The organism is Paenibacillus planticolens (assembly GCF_013141725.1).
GTDB classification, from domain to species: Bacteria; Bacillota; Bacilli; order Paenibacillales; family NBRC-103111; genus Paenibacillus_E; species Paenibacillus_E planticolens.
Map to the genome: position 1 here is coordinate 81096 of NZ_WHNZ01000078.1, position 17830 is coordinate 98925.

Annotated in this window: 17 protein-coding genes; 14 read left to right on the forward strand and 3 right to left on the reverse strand. The window is 47.8% G+C overall.

The window, feature by feature from the left end; genetic code table 11:
* Positions 1-7: 7 nt before the first annotated feature.
* From queA to yajC, 3 genes are read left to right on the forward strand one after another with little or no spacing between them, the layout of a single operon-like run.
* Complete coding sequence (gene queA, locus GC097_RS29860) at positions 8-1093, forward strand: tRNA preQ1(34) S-adenosylmethionine ribosyltransferase-isomerase QueA (protein WP_171686904.1); 1086 nt, start codon at positions 8-10, stop codon at positions 1091-1093.
* Positions 1094-1137: 44 nt separating this feature from the next.
* Positions 1138-2277, forward strand: a complete 1140-nt coding sequence (gene tgt, locus GC097_RS29865) for a tRNA guanosine(34) transglycosylase Tgt (RefSeq protein WP_171686905.1) — start codon at positions 1138-1140, stop codon at positions 2275-2277.
* Positions 2278-2292: 15 nt separating this feature from the next.
* Positions 2293-2607 (forward strand): preprotein translocase subunit YajC, encoded by a 315-nt coding sequence (gene yajC / locus GC097_RS29870; RefSeq protein ID WP_171686906.1) that lies wholly within the window; start codon positions 2293-2295, stop codon positions 2605-2607.
* A gap of 47 nt (positions 2608-2654) precedes the next feature.
* Here yajC and GC097_RS29875 read toward each other — a convergent pair whose 3' ends face one another.
* Together GC097_RS29875 and GC097_RS29880 are read right to left on the reverse strand one after the other, a co-directional pair.
* The gene (locus GC097_RS29875) at positions 2655-3494 is read right to left on the reverse strand and encodes a phosphatase PAP2 family protein (protein WP_171686907.1); all 840 of its coding nucleotides are present in this window, start codon (positions 3492-3494) and stop codon (positions 2655-2657) included.
* Positions 3495-3588: 94 nt separating this feature from the next.
* Positions 3589-3969 carry a TIGR04086 family membrane protein gene (locus tag GC097_RS29880; RefSeq protein ID WP_246294542.1) on the reverse strand — a complete coding sequence of 127 codons (381 nt, stop codon included), beginning with the start codon at positions 3967-3969 and terminating at the stop codon, positions 3589-3591.
* A gap of 109 nt (positions 3970-4078) precedes the next feature.
* Between GC097_RS29880 and GC097_RS29885 the strand changes: the two genes are divergently transcribed.
* Both GC097_RS29885 and GC097_RS29890 read left to right on the forward strand, forming a co-directional pair.
* The gene (locus tag GC097_RS29885) at positions 4079-5419 is read left to right on the forward strand and encodes an ArsB/NhaD family transporter (RefSeq protein ID WP_171686909.1); all 1341 of its coding nucleotides are present in this window, start codon (positions 4079-4081) and stop codon (positions 5417-5419) included.
* Between the two features lie 105 nt (positions 5420-5524).
* Positions 5525-6217, forward strand: a complete 693-nt coding sequence (locus tag GC097_RS29890) for a DUF421 domain-containing protein (protein WP_171686910.1) — start codon at positions 5525-5527, stop codon at positions 6215-6217.
* A gap of 1 nt (position 6218) precedes the next feature.
* Here the strand turns inward: GC097_RS29890 and spoVB are convergent, their stop codons facing one another.
* Positions 6219-7784: a stage V sporulation protein B gene (spoVB, locus tag GC097_RS29895; protein WP_171686911.1), complete on the reverse strand. Its 1566-nt coding sequence runs from the start codon at positions 7782-7784 to the stop codon at positions 6219-6221.
* A 163-nt stretch (positions 7785-7947) separates the two neighbouring features.
* Here spoVB and GC097_RS35105 point away from each other — a divergent pair, with 163 nt between their 5' ends.
* The 9 genes from GC097_RS35105 (at position 7948) to GC097_RS29940 (ending at position 17746) form a co-directional block, all read left to right on the forward strand.
* Positions 7948-8301 (forward strand): post-transcriptional regulator, encoded by a 354-nt coding sequence (locus tag GC097_RS35105; protein WP_171686912.1) that lies wholly within the window; start codon positions 7948-7950, stop codon positions 8299-8301.
* A gap of 100 nt (positions 8302-8401) precedes the next feature.
* Positions 8402-9634: a protein translocase subunit SecD gene (gene secD / locus GC097_RS29905; RefSeq protein WP_171687016.1), complete on the forward strand. Its 1233-nt coding sequence runs from the start codon at positions 8402-8404 to the stop codon at positions 9632-9634.
* The gene (gene secF / locus GC097_RS29910; protein WP_171686913.1) at positions 9624-10550 is read left to right on the forward strand and encodes a protein translocase subunit SecF; all 927 of its coding nucleotides are present in this window, start codon (positions 9624-9626) and stop codon (positions 10548-10550) included. Before secD ends, secF begins: the two co-directional genes overlap by 11 nt.
* Before the next feature lie 65 nt (positions 10551-10615).
* On the forward strand, positions 10616-11569 hold the full coding sequence (locus GC097_RS29915) for a cation diffusion facilitator family transporter (protein WP_171686914.1): 954 nt from the start codon (positions 10616-10618) through the stop codon (positions 11567-11569).
* 63 nt (positions 11570-11632) lie between these two features.
* Complete coding sequence (recJ, locus tag GC097_RS29920) at positions 11633-14080, forward strand: single-stranded-DNA-specific exonuclease RecJ (protein WP_171686915.1); 2448 nt, start codon at positions 11633-11635, stop codon at positions 14078-14080.
* Positions 14077-14589, forward strand: coding sequence for an adenine phosphoribosyltransferase (locus tag GC097_RS29925; RefSeq protein ID WP_171686916.1), 513 nt, complete (start codon positions 14077-14079; stop codon positions 14587-14589). The genes recJ and GC097_RS29925 overlap by 4 nt, the downstream gene beginning before the upstream one ends.
* 231 nt (positions 14590-14820) lie before the next feature.
* A complete protein-coding gene (locus GC097_RS29930) occupies positions 14821-17007 on the forward strand; it encodes a RelA/SpoT family protein (protein ID WP_171687017.1) in 2187 nt (728 codons plus the stop codon).
* 39 nt (positions 17008-17046) lie between these two features.
* Entirely contained in the window at positions 17047-17487 is a 441-nt protein-coding gene (dtd, locus tag GC097_RS29935; protein WP_171686917.1) for a D-aminoacyl-tRNA deacylase, read from the forward strand.
* Positions 17488-17572: 85 nt separating this feature from the next.
* On the forward strand, positions 17573-17746 hold the full coding sequence (locus GC097_RS29940; protein ID WP_171686918.1) for a hypothetical protein: 174 nt from the start codon (positions 17573-17575) through the stop codon (positions 17744-17746).
* Positions 17747-17830: the final 84 nt, after the last annotated feature.

Here is a 17830-nt window from a genome sequence, read left to right on the forward strand (position 1 = left end):
CACACACATGGATGTACAAGCATTTGACTTTGAATTACCTGAATCGTTGATTGCCCAGACGCCGCTGCTTAATCGCACGGCGTCTAGACTGCTTACTTTGAATAAGCAGACCGGAGAAATCGGTCACCAAACCTTTGAACAGCTGATTGATTATGTGGAAGCCGGGGATTTGCTCGTGATGAATGACACACGGGTCATTCCAGCACGGCTATTTGGCGTGAAGAAGGACACGGGAGCTAAGGTTGAGCTTTTGCTCTTAAAGCAGCTGGGCGAGGATCGCTGGGAAGCTCTGGTGAAGCCTGGGAAGCGCATGCAGTTGGGGGCAGTGGCTGTTTTTGGCGTAAACCAAGACGGTGCGCAGGGTGAAGAGCCCCTTTTGACGGCAGAAGTCGTGGAAGTGGGCGACATGGGCGCGCGCGTGCTGCAATTCAGCTACAAGGGCATCTTTAATGAAATTTTGGACCGGTTAGGCGAAATGCCTCTGCCTCCTTATATTAAGGAGCAGCTGCCGGAGCGGGAACGCTATCAAACGGTGTATGCGAAGCACGAAGGCTCAGCCGCAGCTCCGACGGCAGGACTGCACTTCACGGAGGCTTACTTGGAGAAGTTGAAGGCGAAGGGAGTGCGTCTGGCGTTCGTCACGCTGCATGTCGGACTGGGAACATTCCGTCCGGTCTCTGTAGACACCATTGAAGAGCATCAAATGCATGCCGAGTACTACGTGCTTTCGCCTGAAACAGCGGCAGCGATTAATGAAACGAAAGCGAACGGCAAGCGCGTTATCGCCGTCGGCACGACATCTGCGCGAACGCTGGAGACCGCTGCAGGTCTCAGCCGCGAACAAGCAGGCGCCGAAGCCGGAAAGCAGGTAGATATTCAGCCTTCACAGGGATGGACGAGTATCTTTATTTATCCGGGATATACGTTCGGGGTGGTGGATGCGTTGTTAACGAATTTTCATTTGCCGAAGTCAACGCTCCTCATGCTGATTAGTGCACTGGCCGGAAGGACTTATGTGATGCAGGCTTATGAAGAAGCCGTTCGAGAGCAGTATCGCTTTTTCAGCTTTGGGGACGCAATGCTTATTTACTGAAAGATGCAAGGACTAGAGGACGCTTAGAATAGGAAGTGGATGTAATGGCAGCAGCAGTAACGTACGAACCGATCAAAACTTGCAAACAATCCGGAGCCCGTCTAGGCCGGGTGCACACACCGCATGGTGTCATTGAAACGCCGGCTTTCATGCCGGTAGGTACTCAAGCAACAGTGAAAACGATGAGCCCGGAAGAATTGAAGACGTTGGACGCTCAAATTATTTTGAGCAATACGTATCATCTTTTCATTCGTCCAGGTCATGATATTGTGAAAGCCGCTGGCGGGCTGCACAAATTTATGAACTGGGATCGCCCTATTTTAACGGATAGCGGAGGATTTCAAGTATTTAGTCTTAGCAACATGCGCAAAATCACAGAAGAAGGCGTAACGTTTAAATCTCATCTTAATGGTGACAAACTGTTTCTCTCCCCGGAAGTAGCAATGGAAATTCAGAATGCGCTTGGTTCGGATATTATGATGGCCTTTGACGAGTGCCCACCGTTCCCTGCCGAGCACGATTATGTGAAGAAATCGCTGGAACGTACGACGCGCTGGGCTGAGCGCTGCCTGAAAAGTCACAGCCGACCGGAAGACCAAGGCTTGTTCGCAATTATCCAGGGCGGGATGTATGAGGACCTGCGCAGGATGAGCGCCGAACAGTTGACTTCCATGGATTTCCCGGGGTATGCTATTGGTGGACTGAGCGTAGGCGAGCCTAAGCATTTGATGTATGAAGTGCTGGACTATACAACGCCTTTGATGCCGGCTAACAAACCGCGCTACCTGATGGGCGTGGGTTCCCCTGATGCGTTAATTGAAGGCGCTATCCGCGGGATCGACATGTTCGATTGCGTACTCCCAACAAGGATTGCCAGAAATGGGACATGCATGACAAGCGAAGGTCGTCTTGTGATTCGGAATGCGAAGCATGCGACGGATTTCGGTCCGCTTGATCCCAAATGCTCATGTTATACCTGCACAAATTACAGCAGGGCCTATATTCGTCATTTAATTAAAGCGGATGAAACATTTGGAATTAGATTGACAACGATTCATAACCTTCACTTTCTGCTACAGCTTATGCGCGATGTCAGAGGAGCCATTATGGAAGATCGCTTGCTTGATTTCCGTGATGAATTCTTTGCCGCCTATGGGCTGAATGATAATGAAAGAGGATTTTAAGAAAGGAGGATACCTATGTTTCTATTGGCTGAAACTACAACTGCGAATACTGGCGCGGTAGGATATTTGTATACATACGGGCCTTTAGTGCTCATGTTTGTAGTTCTCTATTTCTTACTTATTCGTCCGCAACAAAAAAGACAGAAAACGCGCAGTCAAATGCTTGGGGGCTTGAAAAAAGGGGATAAGGTCGTGACGATCGGCGGACTGCACGGCACGATTATGGAGATCACGGACGACATTTGTGTGCTTCGTGTCAACGATGCAACGAAAATGACTTTTGATCGTTCTGCTATCAATGCTGTATCGCAATCGACAGCAAAGGAATAAAACGAAAAAGCGAGAACCTTCATGAGGCTCTCGCTTTTTATTTGGCTTTATAGTTCGTTGTTTTTTAAAGATCGCTTAAGCAGCGCTTGTTCGCCAAGAATGAGGCGTCCTTCGGAAATTCGCAATCCCAGTCTGGCCGCCACGACGCCGAGGACAACGCCGGCACACATATCGGATAACCAGTGGATGCCCAAATAAAAAATGGTGAAAATGATAAAAGCGGATGAAATCGGCACGAATATTTTCCAGAACGTATTGCGGCTCTTGACGGCAATAACAGCCATAGATACGGAGATCGACGTATGCAGGCTGGGAAAACAATTATCCAGTCCGGAGAGCGGACGGTAATCCTGCTCGAAAGTTGGGAATACGTCCAAAATCAGCAGTTTAACATTAGGATGGAACGACCAGACCTCGTTGACCGGAAAGAACAGGTAGAACGGAATCGCAATCATATAGTTGAACATGAGCGCGTAACAAATAGCGTAAAATAGCTTATAATTTTTCTTATACGTATAAAGGGCGATGGAAGCAATCATGACGGCTGGGAAGACCACAACATAGAAGTAACTGCTTATCACCGTCAGCGTGTCATTATGGAAGAAATTTTGAATCGATGCAACAAAGTTGCCTTCAATGCCATAGATAGATTTGGTAAAATCAGCTTTATAGTTAATTCTTTTCTCGACCCACATCTCGATCTTGTTAAAAAAGAGAATCGTAATGAGTGCGGCGAAGTGGAACATATACTTGCGGGATGTAAATATTTCTTGAACGAAGCTTCCGGCGATGGCGAACGGATTCTTCCGAGTAGCTGCAATCAGAAAGACAATGACAGTTATGACTATATAGACCGTTGCATGCGTCATAGACTGAAACGGGCTCATGGTGCTTTCCCCCTAATATTGGAAATTATTGCGAATATAACTATGATATTATACCACAATCTAAGGGGGATAGTGATATTTTCACGGAAACGTCTTATTTATTCGTATTTACGCCAAGTATGCCTCCAAGCGCACCTGATGCGAACAAGATGCCGAGCAATTGCAGGGAATTAAGATTCAGCCCCGCGTCAAAAGCAAGAAAGCCTACCAGGAAAATAAGGATGAAATAAACGAATCCGACGAGTCCCCCATGATACCAGCCGCGGTTTCCGGCTCTTTTGCCAGAAACCCAACCTCCGATAAAAAGCGCCGCGGCATGGATAATCGTAGTTAAAGTATGCAGGGAACTCTCTTGTGTGCTTGTCAAAAATAAGAATAATGATGTAATTATTGTCCCAATTGTCATCATGCTTAATGAGTAGGCAAGACCGGAAAATAATGGAGATGTTATTCGAACCTGACTGACCGTTTTCATGGGGTTCACAGGCACCAATCCTTTCTTATTTTCGTTCTTTTCATTAACATCATTGTATGGCCAAGCACATAGAATTAGTACAGACTGTTCAAAGGAAGGGTGAATAATTATGACGGAATTTTCTCAAGGACCCGCTCTATGGCAGGCTATTGCAGCTCTCATTATTTTTATGGCAGCATATGTTTGTATATTGATCGAGAAGTGGGACCGAATGTATACGGCGCTTGGCGGAGCCGTTCTGATGCTGCTGCTGGGCATTGTTCCAATAGGAAAGGCGTTTACCGCATACGCGAATTGGGAGATCCTTTTGTTTCTTATCAGTTTATTTGTCATTGCCGGGCTTTTTCAGAAAACTGGACTTATTGCTTATTCGGCAAGCAAAATCATACGCGTGTTTCGGCTGCAGCCTTTTACGATACTGCTGTGTTTGTCGATGCTGGCCGCTGTCGTTTCGGCATTATTGAGCAGCTTGCTTGCTGTTGCTGTCATCGTCCCGCTGCTCTTTAAAACAACGAAGATGATGAAATTATCGCCGGTTCCTTTTCTGATTTCTGTTTTGTTATCCGCGAATCTAGGCGGTGCAGCAACTCTGTTGGGCAACTGGTCCAACAGGTTGATCGGTGCGGCGGAGCATATAACAACAGGAGAAATGCTGATCAAAATCGCTCCGCTCGTTATTATCATGCTTGCCATCGTTTACCTCACGATGTGGATTCTTTATGGCAGGAAGATGATCATTCCGGAAACATACAAGCGGGAAGTTCTTAGTCTGCAACCAGACTCTTATTTACCCGAAAACAGGGTCATGTTTCTTGGAGGATGTGCCATTTCGGGATTAACGCTGCTGGCTTTTTTATTTCAGGGCATTTTGGGCTGGCATGCAGCTTACATTGCCGCCGGTGGAGCAATAGCGTTCTTGGCACTCAATTACGAAGATCTGATCCAGCTTGTCAAAAGAAAAGATTACCTTTCCGTCTGGAATGGCATACTCGACACACAGGCTTTGTTTTTCTTAGGAATATTCATCATGGTTGGCGGGTTAACGTATGCAGGAATTTCGGGGTTCATCGCAGTTAGAGGACTAGAAATCAGCCAGGGCAGCATGTCGTTCTTCTCCATTCTCTTGTTATGGCTGACAGGATTCGGATCATCCGTTGTGGATTACGTGCCTTATACCGCGGCTATGATTCCAGTGATCGAGCATGTCGGCCAGGATATGCAAAGTATTTCTCAAGTGACTGTCCAGCCTCTATGGTGGTCGCTGATTGTCGGTACGGCGATTGGAAGCGGGGTTACGCTCTTTGGTTCCCTACCTGGCATGTATGCGGCAGCACTTTCCGAGCAAGAAGGTGGAGGGCTGAATTTTCGTAATTATTTCATGATTGCAGGGCCAATCTCCTTGGTTTTATTCATTGCAGCAACGGTGTATTTCAAGTTATTTCTACTGTAATTGCCAACAATTGAATACGTAAAATCTGCATGATGAAGTGCATCAGCGGTCAGAATACCAGTGAACTCCGAGAACAAGCAAGAGCTTAGATCAGGGAGGCTATTCATGGATATTCTGACCATTTTTTTTCGTACCGTGCTGATCTATTTTGTCGTATTCCTCATGCTCCGTCTCATGGGAAAACGGGAAATCGGGAAGTTGTCGCTGTTTGATCTGGTCATTTCGATTATGATTGCCGAAATTGCTGTTTTCGTGCTGGAGGATGCAGCGAAACCGCTTATGGCCGGGCTCGTTCCAATGGCTACGCTAGTGCTTATCCAAATCTTTATTGCCTACATCACCCTGAAGAATAGAAATCTCAGGATTCTATTCGATGGAGAACCCAGCGTCATTATTAAAGAAGGCTTGATCGATCGGGAGGAAATGAGGAAGCACCGGTATAATTTGGATGATTTAATGCAGCAGTTAAGACAAAATAAGATCATGAATGTCGCCGATGTGGAGTTTGCCGTTCTTGAGCCTTCGGGGAAATTAAGCGTTGTGGAGAAAAGCCAGAAAGAGAAAGTAAAAGAGACCACCATAGACGAACATGGCCTCAAAGGCACGATTCGTTATGAGGGTCTTCCGCTGCCGCTCATTATGGATGGCAAAGTGCAGGATGATAATTTGGAAAAAATAGGGAAAACGAGATTTTGGCTGAAAAACCAGCTGCAGATCAAAGGAGCGCGCGATTTCAAAGAAGTGTTTTACTGCTCCATTGATCATAGAGGGCGGATGTTCCTTGACCGGAAGAGATAGGTTAACGGATAATTCTTTTGCCCAAGTTCATGACTCGGGTCAGATCTTTCAAACGAATCAGTCGGAAAACGGTAATGAAAAACATATACACGACAATACCTGTAAGAGACGAAGCTGCAAAACGAAGCCATTCAACAGAAGTCCAGGGGACATACATGATGAAGTAGCAGGATAGGCCGGAAAGTGCCATTGCCGCTCCTATTTTCCCGAAATCGCTGCCTTCCATGCGGAATTTCAACAAGCGCACAACACTGTTCCAATGCAGGAGCGTAACCAGTACAATATTAACATTGATGGCAAAAACGGCTCCGTGAATGCCAAGCTCCGGTTTGCTGGCCAGCCAATAAATAAGGATCAGCTTGACGCTCGAGCCTATGAGCGTGTTGATTAGCGCGGCGCCGGGCTTGTTCAAAGCTTGTAAAGTCGATTGCAGAGGCGCTTGAAAATAAATGAATATGGCGATAGGAGCCATCATTTTCAGCATGACGCCTACATCGGGTTGATTGTACATATACCTGCAGATCGGCTCAGCGAGCACGAACATGAGGACCGCGAACGGTGCTCCGGTGACTAGCGCCAGCTTCAAGGATTGATGCAGACGCGCATGGATGGTTTTGATATCTTTGCGGGCGGCGGCTTCGCTTAAGGAGGGGACAAGCGAGACCGATAAGGACATGGTCAGTGCGCTGGGCAGCAGAATGATGGGAATCACCATCCCTTGTAAAGCGCCATATTGGGCTGTAGCGAGCGACGTGGTAATGCCGGCAATGGCCAGACTTTGCGCAATTAGAATGGATTCAAACAGGTAAGAGCTTGCGCCAATCAGCTTGCTTCCGGTAATCGGAATCGAGATGCGCAGAATTCTGCGGAAATTAGCCAGCCGGCCATTCGTTTTCGTTGTGCCGATGTTGGCGACAGGCAGTTTGGGGGACGATTTCTTGTCGTACCTGAAATGGATGGCTAGCACAGCCAGTCCGCCAATTTCACCGGCAAGAACACCCACCATGGCCCCGGCCGCGGCATATTCGATCCCGTAAGGGATCATTACATACGAGCATAGAAGCACCATCACAATGCGAATCAGTGTTTCCATGATTTGCGAAGTGGCTGTAGGAATCATATTCTGTCTGCCCTGAAAGTAACCACGGTATACGGCGGAGATCCCAATGATCGGGATCATAGGACTCATGCACAGGAACGTGTAATAAACGCGTGTGTCCGTTAACAGATGGGAGGTTATCCAAGAGGCTCCCGCAACGCAGGCAATTGTAAATAGAACGCTAAGGGCAATTGTCAAAGCTAAAGAAATTCGCAGAATGCTGCGGATTCTCGTTTCGTTGCGCTCGGCTTCGGCTTCCGCAATCAGCTTGGCAATCGCAACAGGAATACCGCCTGTAATGATCGTCAGAATGACGGAGAGGAAAGGCCAACCCATATGATAAATGCCTATGCCTTCTGCGCCGATGACACGCGGCAACGTTATTCTGGGTATGAAGCCGAGAATACGGTTCAAAATGCCTGCGGCCAAAAGAATCATCGTACCTCTGATAAACGATTGCTTGGTCATGCCATACCCTCTTCCGATACTTGTCTTACACTATGGATATGCGCGGGTTGGTGGGGCTCATGCTAACATTTTATGGACAGGTCAAAGCTTGGCAGGAAAAAGGCAGGTGAACATCGAATGTATCCAATGATTCAGATAAATCGAACCTTAGGAGGATCTCTCTATGAATGGAGAAGATAACGATCAAGTGCCTCATCATCCTGAGGACAAGGAGAATGCACAGCTTGAGGAAGGAGAGTCTGCTCCCCCGGATACGGAAGAGGAAGCCGGGATTGATCTTTCCGATTTTGAACTGAACGAAATTATCGAGAGCCTTTGCTTGAGCAAAGTCGAGGAATTTGTACTGCTTGGCTATGAACATGTCACCGGGAAAGAGATTTGGGATTGTGTGAGTGACAAGTACCGTAAAACGGGTGTCCCTTCTCTTCATCAAATTGTGAATGACATTTTATCACTGAAATCGACCCAGTTTATGAACTGGATGACGATAAGTATGTATAGAGGGGCCCAATTCTAAGAAAAGGGCTTATTTTTCATGAAGCGACTTAAATTGACTCGATTTTCAGACCTGTATATAATAGGCATATTGAGTATTGAAGGGAGACAAGCAAGAGATGCTGGATTGGAAAAGAATATCGTTCTTTTTTCTAACGGTTGTAATTGTTCTTGGCGCAATCGGAGCAACAAGCCCTAGACTTGTAGAACGAATCAAGCTTGGATTGGATTTAAAAGGCGGATTTGAAATTTTGTACACCGCAGAGCCTTTAACAGCTGGACAACCTTTAACTAAGGAAACGCTTACGCAAGCGGCGGAAAGTCTTGCTAAACGGGCTGACTCCCTTGGTGTAGCAGAACCAGAGGTCTACCCGGAAGGATCAGATCGAATTCGCGTACGTCTTGCCGGCGTGGAGAACGAGGAAGAAGTTAGATCCTTGATGTCCAAACCGTCTGTTCTTACCTTCAGAGGTCCGGATGGCACCGTCTACATGAACGGTACGGATTTCGTAGAAAACGCGGCGAAATTGAGCTACGATCCGAACACGAAACAGCCGATTGTAGAAATCAAAATGAAAAGCCGTGAGAAGTTTAAGGAAGTAACGACGAAGCTGGTTGGCAGCACCTTGTCCATTTATTTGGATGATCAAGTGCAATCGACAGCATCCGTTAATTTCCCGATTGACAGCGATTCCGCTATTATTACACAAACAAGCGTAACAGAAGCGACGAAAGTAGCGAAAATGATTAACTTAGGGGCAATGCCGCTGAAGTTAACCGAGAAATACATTCAACGTGTTGATGCGACGCTGGGTAAAGCCTCCCTGCACCAAACGGCACGCGCAGGGCTGATTGCATCGATCCTGATTTTCCTCTTTATGGTGCTGTACTATCGTGCACCGGGGCTTGTTGCGGCGTTCACGCTCATTACATACATTTGGGTGCTGCTGGCAATTTTCGACTTTATGAATGCGACCTTGACGCTGCCGGGTATCGCAGCCCTCGTATTGGGAGCGGGTATGGCAGTTGACGCAAACATTATTACATACGAAAGAATTCGTGAAGAAATTCGCGCGGGCAAGAGCATTCTTTCATCCTTGAAAGCGGGCTCCAAACACTCCTTCCGTACCATTATGGACGCCAACGTCACGAACTTGATCGCCGGTATTGTTCTGTATTATGTAGGAAACGGCGCGATTCGCGGCTTCGCGGTTATTACGATGTTAAGTATTGTTATCAGTATCTTAACGAACGTTGTTTTCTCCAGATGGCTGTTGCATCTGATCATACGAGGCAACTTGCTCAAAAAGCCAAGTTATTTCGGTGTGAAGGAGGCAGACATTCGTGGACTCTAAAAACAAGTTTGACTTTGTAAGAACGCGCAACAAATTTTTTGGAATTTCGATTGTACTTCTTGTCATTGGTCTGGCTTTCGTCCTGATCTCGGGAATGAACTTCGGCGTCGACTTCAAAGCAGGAACGAATATCGATCTTGTCGTCGGCAAACAGTTGGACAAAGCGAAAGTGGATGAGCTTCTGAAAGGTCTTGTATCGAGCGGCGATTTGAAGTCGCGCTATGCGGACCCGACGATCGGCGGGAATAACAGCGACCGGGTCTCGATCCGTTTCGACGATGTTCTTAACGATGATACGGTTAATAAAATTCAGGCAGCTTTCGCAACTGCTTATAGCACAGAGGTTTCCAAAGAAATTAACACGGTCGATCCTCAATTGGCCAAAGAATTGCTGCTTAAAGCCGTGTATGCGGTAGCTATTGCCAGCGTATTGATTTGCGTATATGTCAGCATCCGGTTTGAATGGCGCTTTGCGATTGCCGCGATTATTGCTATTTTGCACGATGCTTTCATGGTTATCGCGGTATTTGCTATTTTCCGTTTAGAGGTTAACTTGCCGTTTTTGGCGGCGGTTTTGACGACAATCGGTTATTCCATCAACGATAAAATCGTTATTTTTGACCGCATCCGTGAAAACTTAAGATTTGCCAAGCTCAAAACGGATGAGGACCTCGTTGCCTTGGTCAACGATAGTATTTGGCAGACGATGGCGCGGAATATCAATACCGTTCTCGTGGTATTGATTGCGGCAGGCTGCTTGTACATATTCGGAAGCGAGTCCATTAAGCTGTTCGCACTTGCGAAGCTGGTCGGTTTGACAAGCGGTGCTTACTCATCTATCGTTATTGCTTGTTCGCTCTGGTACCTCTTGAAAAGAAAATCGTTACGTAGTTCTAAAAAGAAAGCTGCAGCGTAATAACCATAATAACCGGCCGCGTGAATGTTGCGCGGCCTTTGTATCCGTTCAGGGGGAGTGTCAGCGTGAAAGACGAGCGTTTTCAAAAGACGGAATTCGCTATATGGGGCGGTATCGCCGGCAATGCAGTTCTTGCGTGTCTGAAAGGGATTGTTGGGGTTATGGTGCAAAGCTCAGCCCTGTTAGCTGACGCGGCGCATTCGGCATCGGGGGCAATCGCCTCCTCCGCTGCACTGCTTCGAATACGATCGGCAAGATTGTCGCCCGAGGCAGCGAATCCCCATGAACCGGAGAAAAAAGTTTCTGTCGCAACCATTTTGCTGGCTATCGTCGTCCTGGTTGTTGGTATTGAGATGGGCATCTCTGCGATTAAAAACATGTGGGCCGGGCCGGAACATGTCATCAAGAATTACGCACTCGTTGCGCTTGGCATTTCTCTCGCTGTCAAAGAAATCATGTATCAATACGCGATCAGGATGGCCAGACGAATCGGCTCTCAGGAATTAATTTCCAATAGCAGGGGACATCGATCCGATATATACTCTACTATTGTGGCTCTAATCGGAGTATTCGGCGCTGCGCTGGCCGGTTACTTGGATGTATCTTTCCTTTATTATATGGATCCTTTAGCAGGAATCATCGTCTCTCTTTTGATCGTTAGGATGGGATATTCTCTCGTAAGGGCAGCATTACATAAAAAGCAGGAGTACGTCCTGCAGCAGGAAGATGCTGACGATTTGATTGCCGTGGTTCAACTGGTCAAAGGCGTGGTCACGGTAGATGACCTAAGGGCCAGAGAGCAAGGACATTATGTCGTCGTCGATATCAAAATCAGCGTGAATCCAAGGGTATCGGTATGGGAAGGGCATGAAATTTCCAAAAAGGTTAAACAGCAGTTGATGAAACGATTCCATCATGTATCGGATGTGGTTGTGCATGTGGCCCCTTACGATGCAGGTTATCCCTATAAGCATACAACGGATTCAGAGCTCAGCGAGCTCCCGTCTGTCATTCATTAATCATAGCAGCAACGCTTACGAAGAAAGTTTTCCTCGCGGAAAACGCTAAGGAGGACACACCGAGTGCTAGCACCAAAGGCAAGATGGAGCATTGGAAATGCGGATGAAATGCTCATAGAAACTTTTGTGCGCGAGCTTCAGATCGAACCGCTTGTGGCCAGACTGCTTGTTCTCCGAGACATAAGGACCGTGCCGGATGCCGAACAATTTATGCATGGCGGGGTTCAGCATTATCATGATCCGTATTTGCTGGACGGAATGGGTTCGGCAGTAGAGCGTATCCGGAAAGCTATCCAGAACGATGAATTTATCCGGGTGTATGGGGATTACGATGCCGATGGCGTAAGCAGCACCTCGCTCATGTATCATTTGTTAAAAGGCTTGGGCGCCCGGTTTGATACGTATATCCCGCATCGCATTCGTGAAGGCTATGGTCTGAACCGCGCTGCGGTTGGCTTAGCCAAAGAACAAGGCGTCGATTTATTAATTACCGTGGACACGGGCATAAGCGCCGTTCAAGAAATAGCTTATTGCCAGGAACTGGGCATAGATGTTATTGTTACAGATCACCATGAGCCTCCGGAGCACCTGCCCCAGGCTTTGTCGGTCATTAATCCTAAGAAGCCGGGATGCCCGTATCCTTTTAAACATCTCGCGGGCGTCGGCGTTGCCTTAAAGCTGGCCCATGCCTTGCTGGACAGGCTGCCGGAAGAACTGCTTGAATTTGCGGCGCTTGGCACGGTGGCGGATTTAATGCCCCTAACGGGAGAGAATCGGTTAATCGTCAAACAAGGCCTGCAGCGCATGCAGGAATCAGCCTACGCAGGATTTCGTTCCCTCATCGGTGTTTCGGGCATTGAACGCAAGGAAGTGACGGCAGGACATATCGGCTTCTCTCTTGCGCCACGAATCAACGCCAGCGGCCGGTTGGAAGCGGCGGATATTGCTGTTAAACTGTTGACAACAACAGATGAGACCGAAGCAGAGCATATTGCTTATGAATTGGATATGTTGAATAAAGAGCGTCAGCTTATCGTTGAAGAAATGGCGAAAGAAGCCTTTGTTCTGGCTGAGGAGCAGCAAGCCACCGGCTTGGACAAAGTGATCGTCGTTGCGAAGGAAGGGTGGAACGTCGGGGTTGTCGGCATTGTAGCCTCCAAAATCGTGGAGAAATTTTATCGCCCGACCTTGGTGCTCAGCATAGACCCGCAGACAGGAATAGCCAAAGGCTCGGCACGGTCCATCGCCGGCTTTGACTTGCACAAGGCTTTGACGGCCTGTGAAGAGTGGCTTGACCACTATGGCGGTCACCAAGCTGCGGCAGGCATGAGCTTAAGCAGCACTCATCTGGAGGCATTCACACATAAGCTGAATGAACTGGCGGCTGCGACACTGACGGACCAAGATTTCATCCCTTTATTAAGGGCTGATGCCGTATGCAGCTTGCCCGACGTTCCGATCGCAAGCATCGAGGCGCTGGAGAAGCTGGCTCCGTTCGGCATGGGCAATCCGGCCCCCAGATTCATGTTCACCGATTTGCTGCTTGGCGACATCCGAACCATGGGGAAGGAGAAGCAGCATCTGAAGCTCGCGCTCTCTCAGGCCAAGGATGAAGTAAGCTGCTCGGTGGAAGCCGTCGGTTTCAGCAAAGGCAGCTTGGCAGGACTAATCGCGCCGGCGGCTAAGGTCGATGTGCTTGGCGAGCTGTCCATCAACGAGTGGAACGGTGTGCGCAAGCCTCAAATCGTCATGCAGGATTTGAAAATCACACATATGCAGCTCTTTGACTGGCGGGGGGCCGGACAATTGAGCGCAAAGCTGAATACGCTTCAGAGTTCCCTTGCTTCAAGCGCTGCTAACAGTCAAGTGCCGGCTATCGTCCTTTTTGACGAGACGGATGCGGGGGCATTTGCGGCCACTGCGTTTCAAATTGGCGACTCGGTTCCCTTTTGGATCGTTCAAGAGAGCGGACAATTGCGGCCAGGCAACGCAAGTGCCGGACAGCTCGATTTTGCCCATATGAAGGATATTATTCTGTATACGATCCCAAGGAGCATCGCCGGTTTACAGAGCGTTTTGCAGCAAGCTGCAGGGATGATGCGCTGTTACCCTGTATTTGCAGATTTAGGTCCTGACAGCGGAAGCACGTTGCCGTCTCGAGAAATGTTCAAGATGATGTACGGCACTTTGCAAAAAGAAGGCTCATTGAATGTTCAGGATGTACGCGTCATGACCTCTTTTAGCCGAAGATCGGGCCTGTCACCGGCGATGATTCAATTTATTATATCGGTGTTTGAAGAACTGGCGTTTATCGAAAGACAAGGCGCTATCGTGAAGCTGCATGCGTCACCGGCAAAGAAAGATCTTACAGCATCCCGCATCTATCAGCATAGAATGAATCGTCAGGAAGTTGAATCGATCGTGATGTATTCTTCGGCTAAAGAACTAGAGCAGTGGATTGCTCAACAGATAAATAAAGAAGAAAAACAATTATTGGAGGAAATCATATGAATTTCAAAGATTATATCCGCGTTATCCCAGACTTCCCGCAACCGGGCATCCGCTTTAAAGATATCACTACATTGCTGCAAGACGGCCCTGTGTATAAAGAAGCGATTGATCAGTTGAAACAAATGGTAAAAGAGAAAGAAATTGATGTCATTGCCGGTCCTGAGGCTCGCGGCTTCGTAATCGGCGCTCCGCTCGCTTATGCGCTTGGCGTAGGCTTTATTCCGATTCGCAAAAGCGGTAAATTGCCTGGCGAGACGATTGAAGTGGACTATGCGCTTGAGTATGGCAAAGATAAATTAGCGATGCACAAGGATGCGATTAAACCGGGGCAAAAAGTTCTGATCGCCGATGACCTGCTTGCAACAGGCGGAACGATTCAATCTTCCATCGACCTGATTAAACAGCTTGGCGGAGAAATTGTCGGAGCGGCATTCCTGATTGAGCTTTCCTACCTGGAAGGCAGAAACAAGTTTGATGGTTTAGATGTGGTTTCCTTAGTTCAATATTAAAATAATGGAAAGAATCGAATTTTTATTCGATTCTTTTTTGTACCTTGATAGGCCGGTAAGGCAGGCATAACTTCTATGGATTTGAGGCGAAATGCTGGTTTTTGTCGAAAGTATCGTACCGCCTAGTTGACGCGGAGCCTGCCTTGCAGGCATAATGAATAAAAATCGACTAAAGATAAGCGGTTGAAAAGTTCGCTTTTCAAACAACTTTTAAAGGGAATGGGTAGATGCATGGGTATAGAGCAGCTGTTAGAGAAGGCAGCCACCTATCTGAAAGAGAATGATTTGCAGAGGATACGGGAGGCCTATGAATTCGCGGATGAAGCCCATCATGGCCAAGTGCGCAAATCGGGGGAGCCCTATATTCTGCATCCACTCGCTGTTGCAGATATACTGGTGAACATGCAGATGGACGTCACTTCCGTGATAGCGGCGCTTCTGCATGATGTCGTTGAAGATACAACAGTTTCATTGGAGACTGTTCTAGATAAATTCGGGAAAACTTGTGCAATGCTTGTTGATGGCTTAACGAAGCTTGAGCGGATTAAGTTCAAGTCCAAGGAAGAGCAGCAGAATGAGAACTACCGCAAAATGTTTGTCGCTATGGCGCAGGATATCCGCGTTATTTTGATTAAATTGGCGGACCGTTTGCACAATATGCGGACATTGAAGTACCAATCCGAGGAGAGCCAGCGCCGCATTGCGGAGGAAACGCTGGAAATTTTCTGTCCGATTGCGCACAGACTCGGTATTTCCACCATCAAGTGGGAAATGGAGGATATCGCCCTCCGTTATTTGAATCCACAGCAATATTACCGGATCGTGAATCTCATGCAGAAGAAGCGAACCGAGCGTGAGCAGTATATTGAAGACGTTATTCACAGTATCAAAGAGAAGCTGGATGAAATGGGGATTCAAGGAGATATTTCCGGAAGACCTAAGCATCTTTATAGTATTTATAAAAAAATGAGCTCCCGCGGCAAGCAATTCAATGAGATTTATGATCTCATGGCGCTGCGCGTTATCGTCGACGGCATCAAAGATTGCTACGCTTCTTTGGGTATCATTCATACGTTGTGGAAACCGATGCCGGGACGCTTCAAAGATTATATCGCGATGCCTAAGCCGAATATGTACCAGTCACTCCATACAACGGTCATAGGACCTAAGGGAGAGCCGCTAGAGGTTCAAATTCGTACTTGGGAAATGCACCGGACCTCGGAGTTCGGTATCGCCGCCCACTGGGCCTACAAAGAGGGCGGATCTGTCGTTCCTTCAGGTACCTTTGAGGACAAGATGAGCTGGTTCCGTGAAATTTTGGAGCTTCAGCAAGAAACCAACGATGCTTCCGAATTTATGGAATCGATGAAGATGGACTTCTTTTCGGACCTTGTTTTTGTGTTTACGCCAAAAGGCGAAGTCATTGAGCTGCCGGCAGGCTCCGTACCTTTGGATTTTGCATACCGCATTCATACAGAGGTCGGTAACCGGACCATCGGCGCCAAAGTGAATTCCCGCATCGTACCCTTGGATCACAAGTTGAAAACAGGGGATATCATTGAAATATTGACCTCCAAGCATTCATACGGACCTAGTCAGGATTGGGTCAAGCTCGCGCAATCCTCCCACGCCCGCAGCAAAATCAAGCAGTGGTTCAAAAAAGAAAAGCGTGAAGAGAACGTCGAAAAAGGGAAAAACATGATTGAGCGCGAGCTCAAGCGGTTGGCCATAGATCCGCCGACACTGATGAGCGATGAGAAAATGCTCGAAGCGGCGAAGAAGTTCAATTTTAACGACATTGAAGATATGCTGTCTGCCGTCGGTTTTGGCGGTATTACAGCCGCGCAAATATGCACGAAGCTGACGGAGAAGCTGCGTAAGGAAGCGGAAGAAGCTCAGGTGCTTCAGCTGACTACGGAAGTTAAAGAAGTTAAGGCGCCTAGTGTAAGCGAACGGAAGAGCCGTCCTACCAACGGCGTAAGGGTGAAGGGCGTGGACAACTTGCTTGTGCGCTTTGCCCGCTGTTGTAATCCAGTTCCCGGTGATTTGATCATCGGCTACATTACAAGAGGACGCGGCGTGTCCGTACACCGGTCGGATTGTACGAATATCCCTACAAGCATGGGCGAAGAGGAACGGGTCATTGAGGTCGACTGGTGTGAGGCCATCGAATCCAACTTCAATGTGGAAATTGAGATTACAGGCCATGACCGTCGAGATTTCTTGAACGAAGTGCTGCAGGCTGTTTCAGAAAGCAAGACGAGTATTTCAGCGGTTTCGGGCCGATCCGATAAAAATAAGATGGCAACGATTCATATGACGATTTTGATCAAAAATATCGATCATTTGCAGTCGGTTGTCGAGAGAATCAAACGTGTGAAAGACGTTTATTCCGTATCGCGAATTATGCAGAGCTAACACGCGGTTGCGAACGAAAGTAAGGAGATTCAGAAGGCGATGAGAGTAGTAGTGCAGCGGTGCAAGCGCGCCGAAGTAACCGTTGACGGTACATCTGTTGGCCGGATCGATCATGGTCTTATGCTGTTAGTAGGCATAACGCATGAGGATACCGAGCAGGATGCCGTGTATATAGCGGACAAAGTATCCGGGCTGCGTATTTTTGAAGATGAAGCCGGCAAAATGAACCATTCTGTTCTGGAGACAGGCGGCCAAATATTATCGGTTTCCCAGTTTACCTTGTACGGTGACTGCCGCAAAGGGAAGCGTCCTAACTTCATGTCGGCGGCTAGACCGGAGATCGCAAAACCGCTCTACGACAAGTTCAACGAGCTGCTGCGTGCGAAAGGCTTACAGGTGGAAACGGGGTCATTCGGCGAAATGATGGATGTTTCATTGACCAATTGGGGACCTGTGACTTTGATTATCGATAGCAAATAGACGGCAACACGTCCTGACAAAAGGATAAGAAGCGGACAGCCTGGTTATACTAAAACTGTAGATTCTTGCAGTTAGGAGCATCCAGATGCGTCAATCGATCAAACACAAAGCCATGACGGCGCCAGAGCAGCAGCTGCTGCATACGACACTTGCAGAGCGGATGAGTCAAGCACCAGGACTAGCGGATGCAGAAATGAGTTCTGAGTTCACATCTGAGCAAGAAAAGCTGAAAAGTGTTCCAAAGAAATCATATCGTTAATCGTAAAGCCCTGCATGCTGCCTCATGAGCGTGCGGGGCTTTATTTGTAGATAAGAGGCCGGAAAGTGGCAGAATTTCTCTACG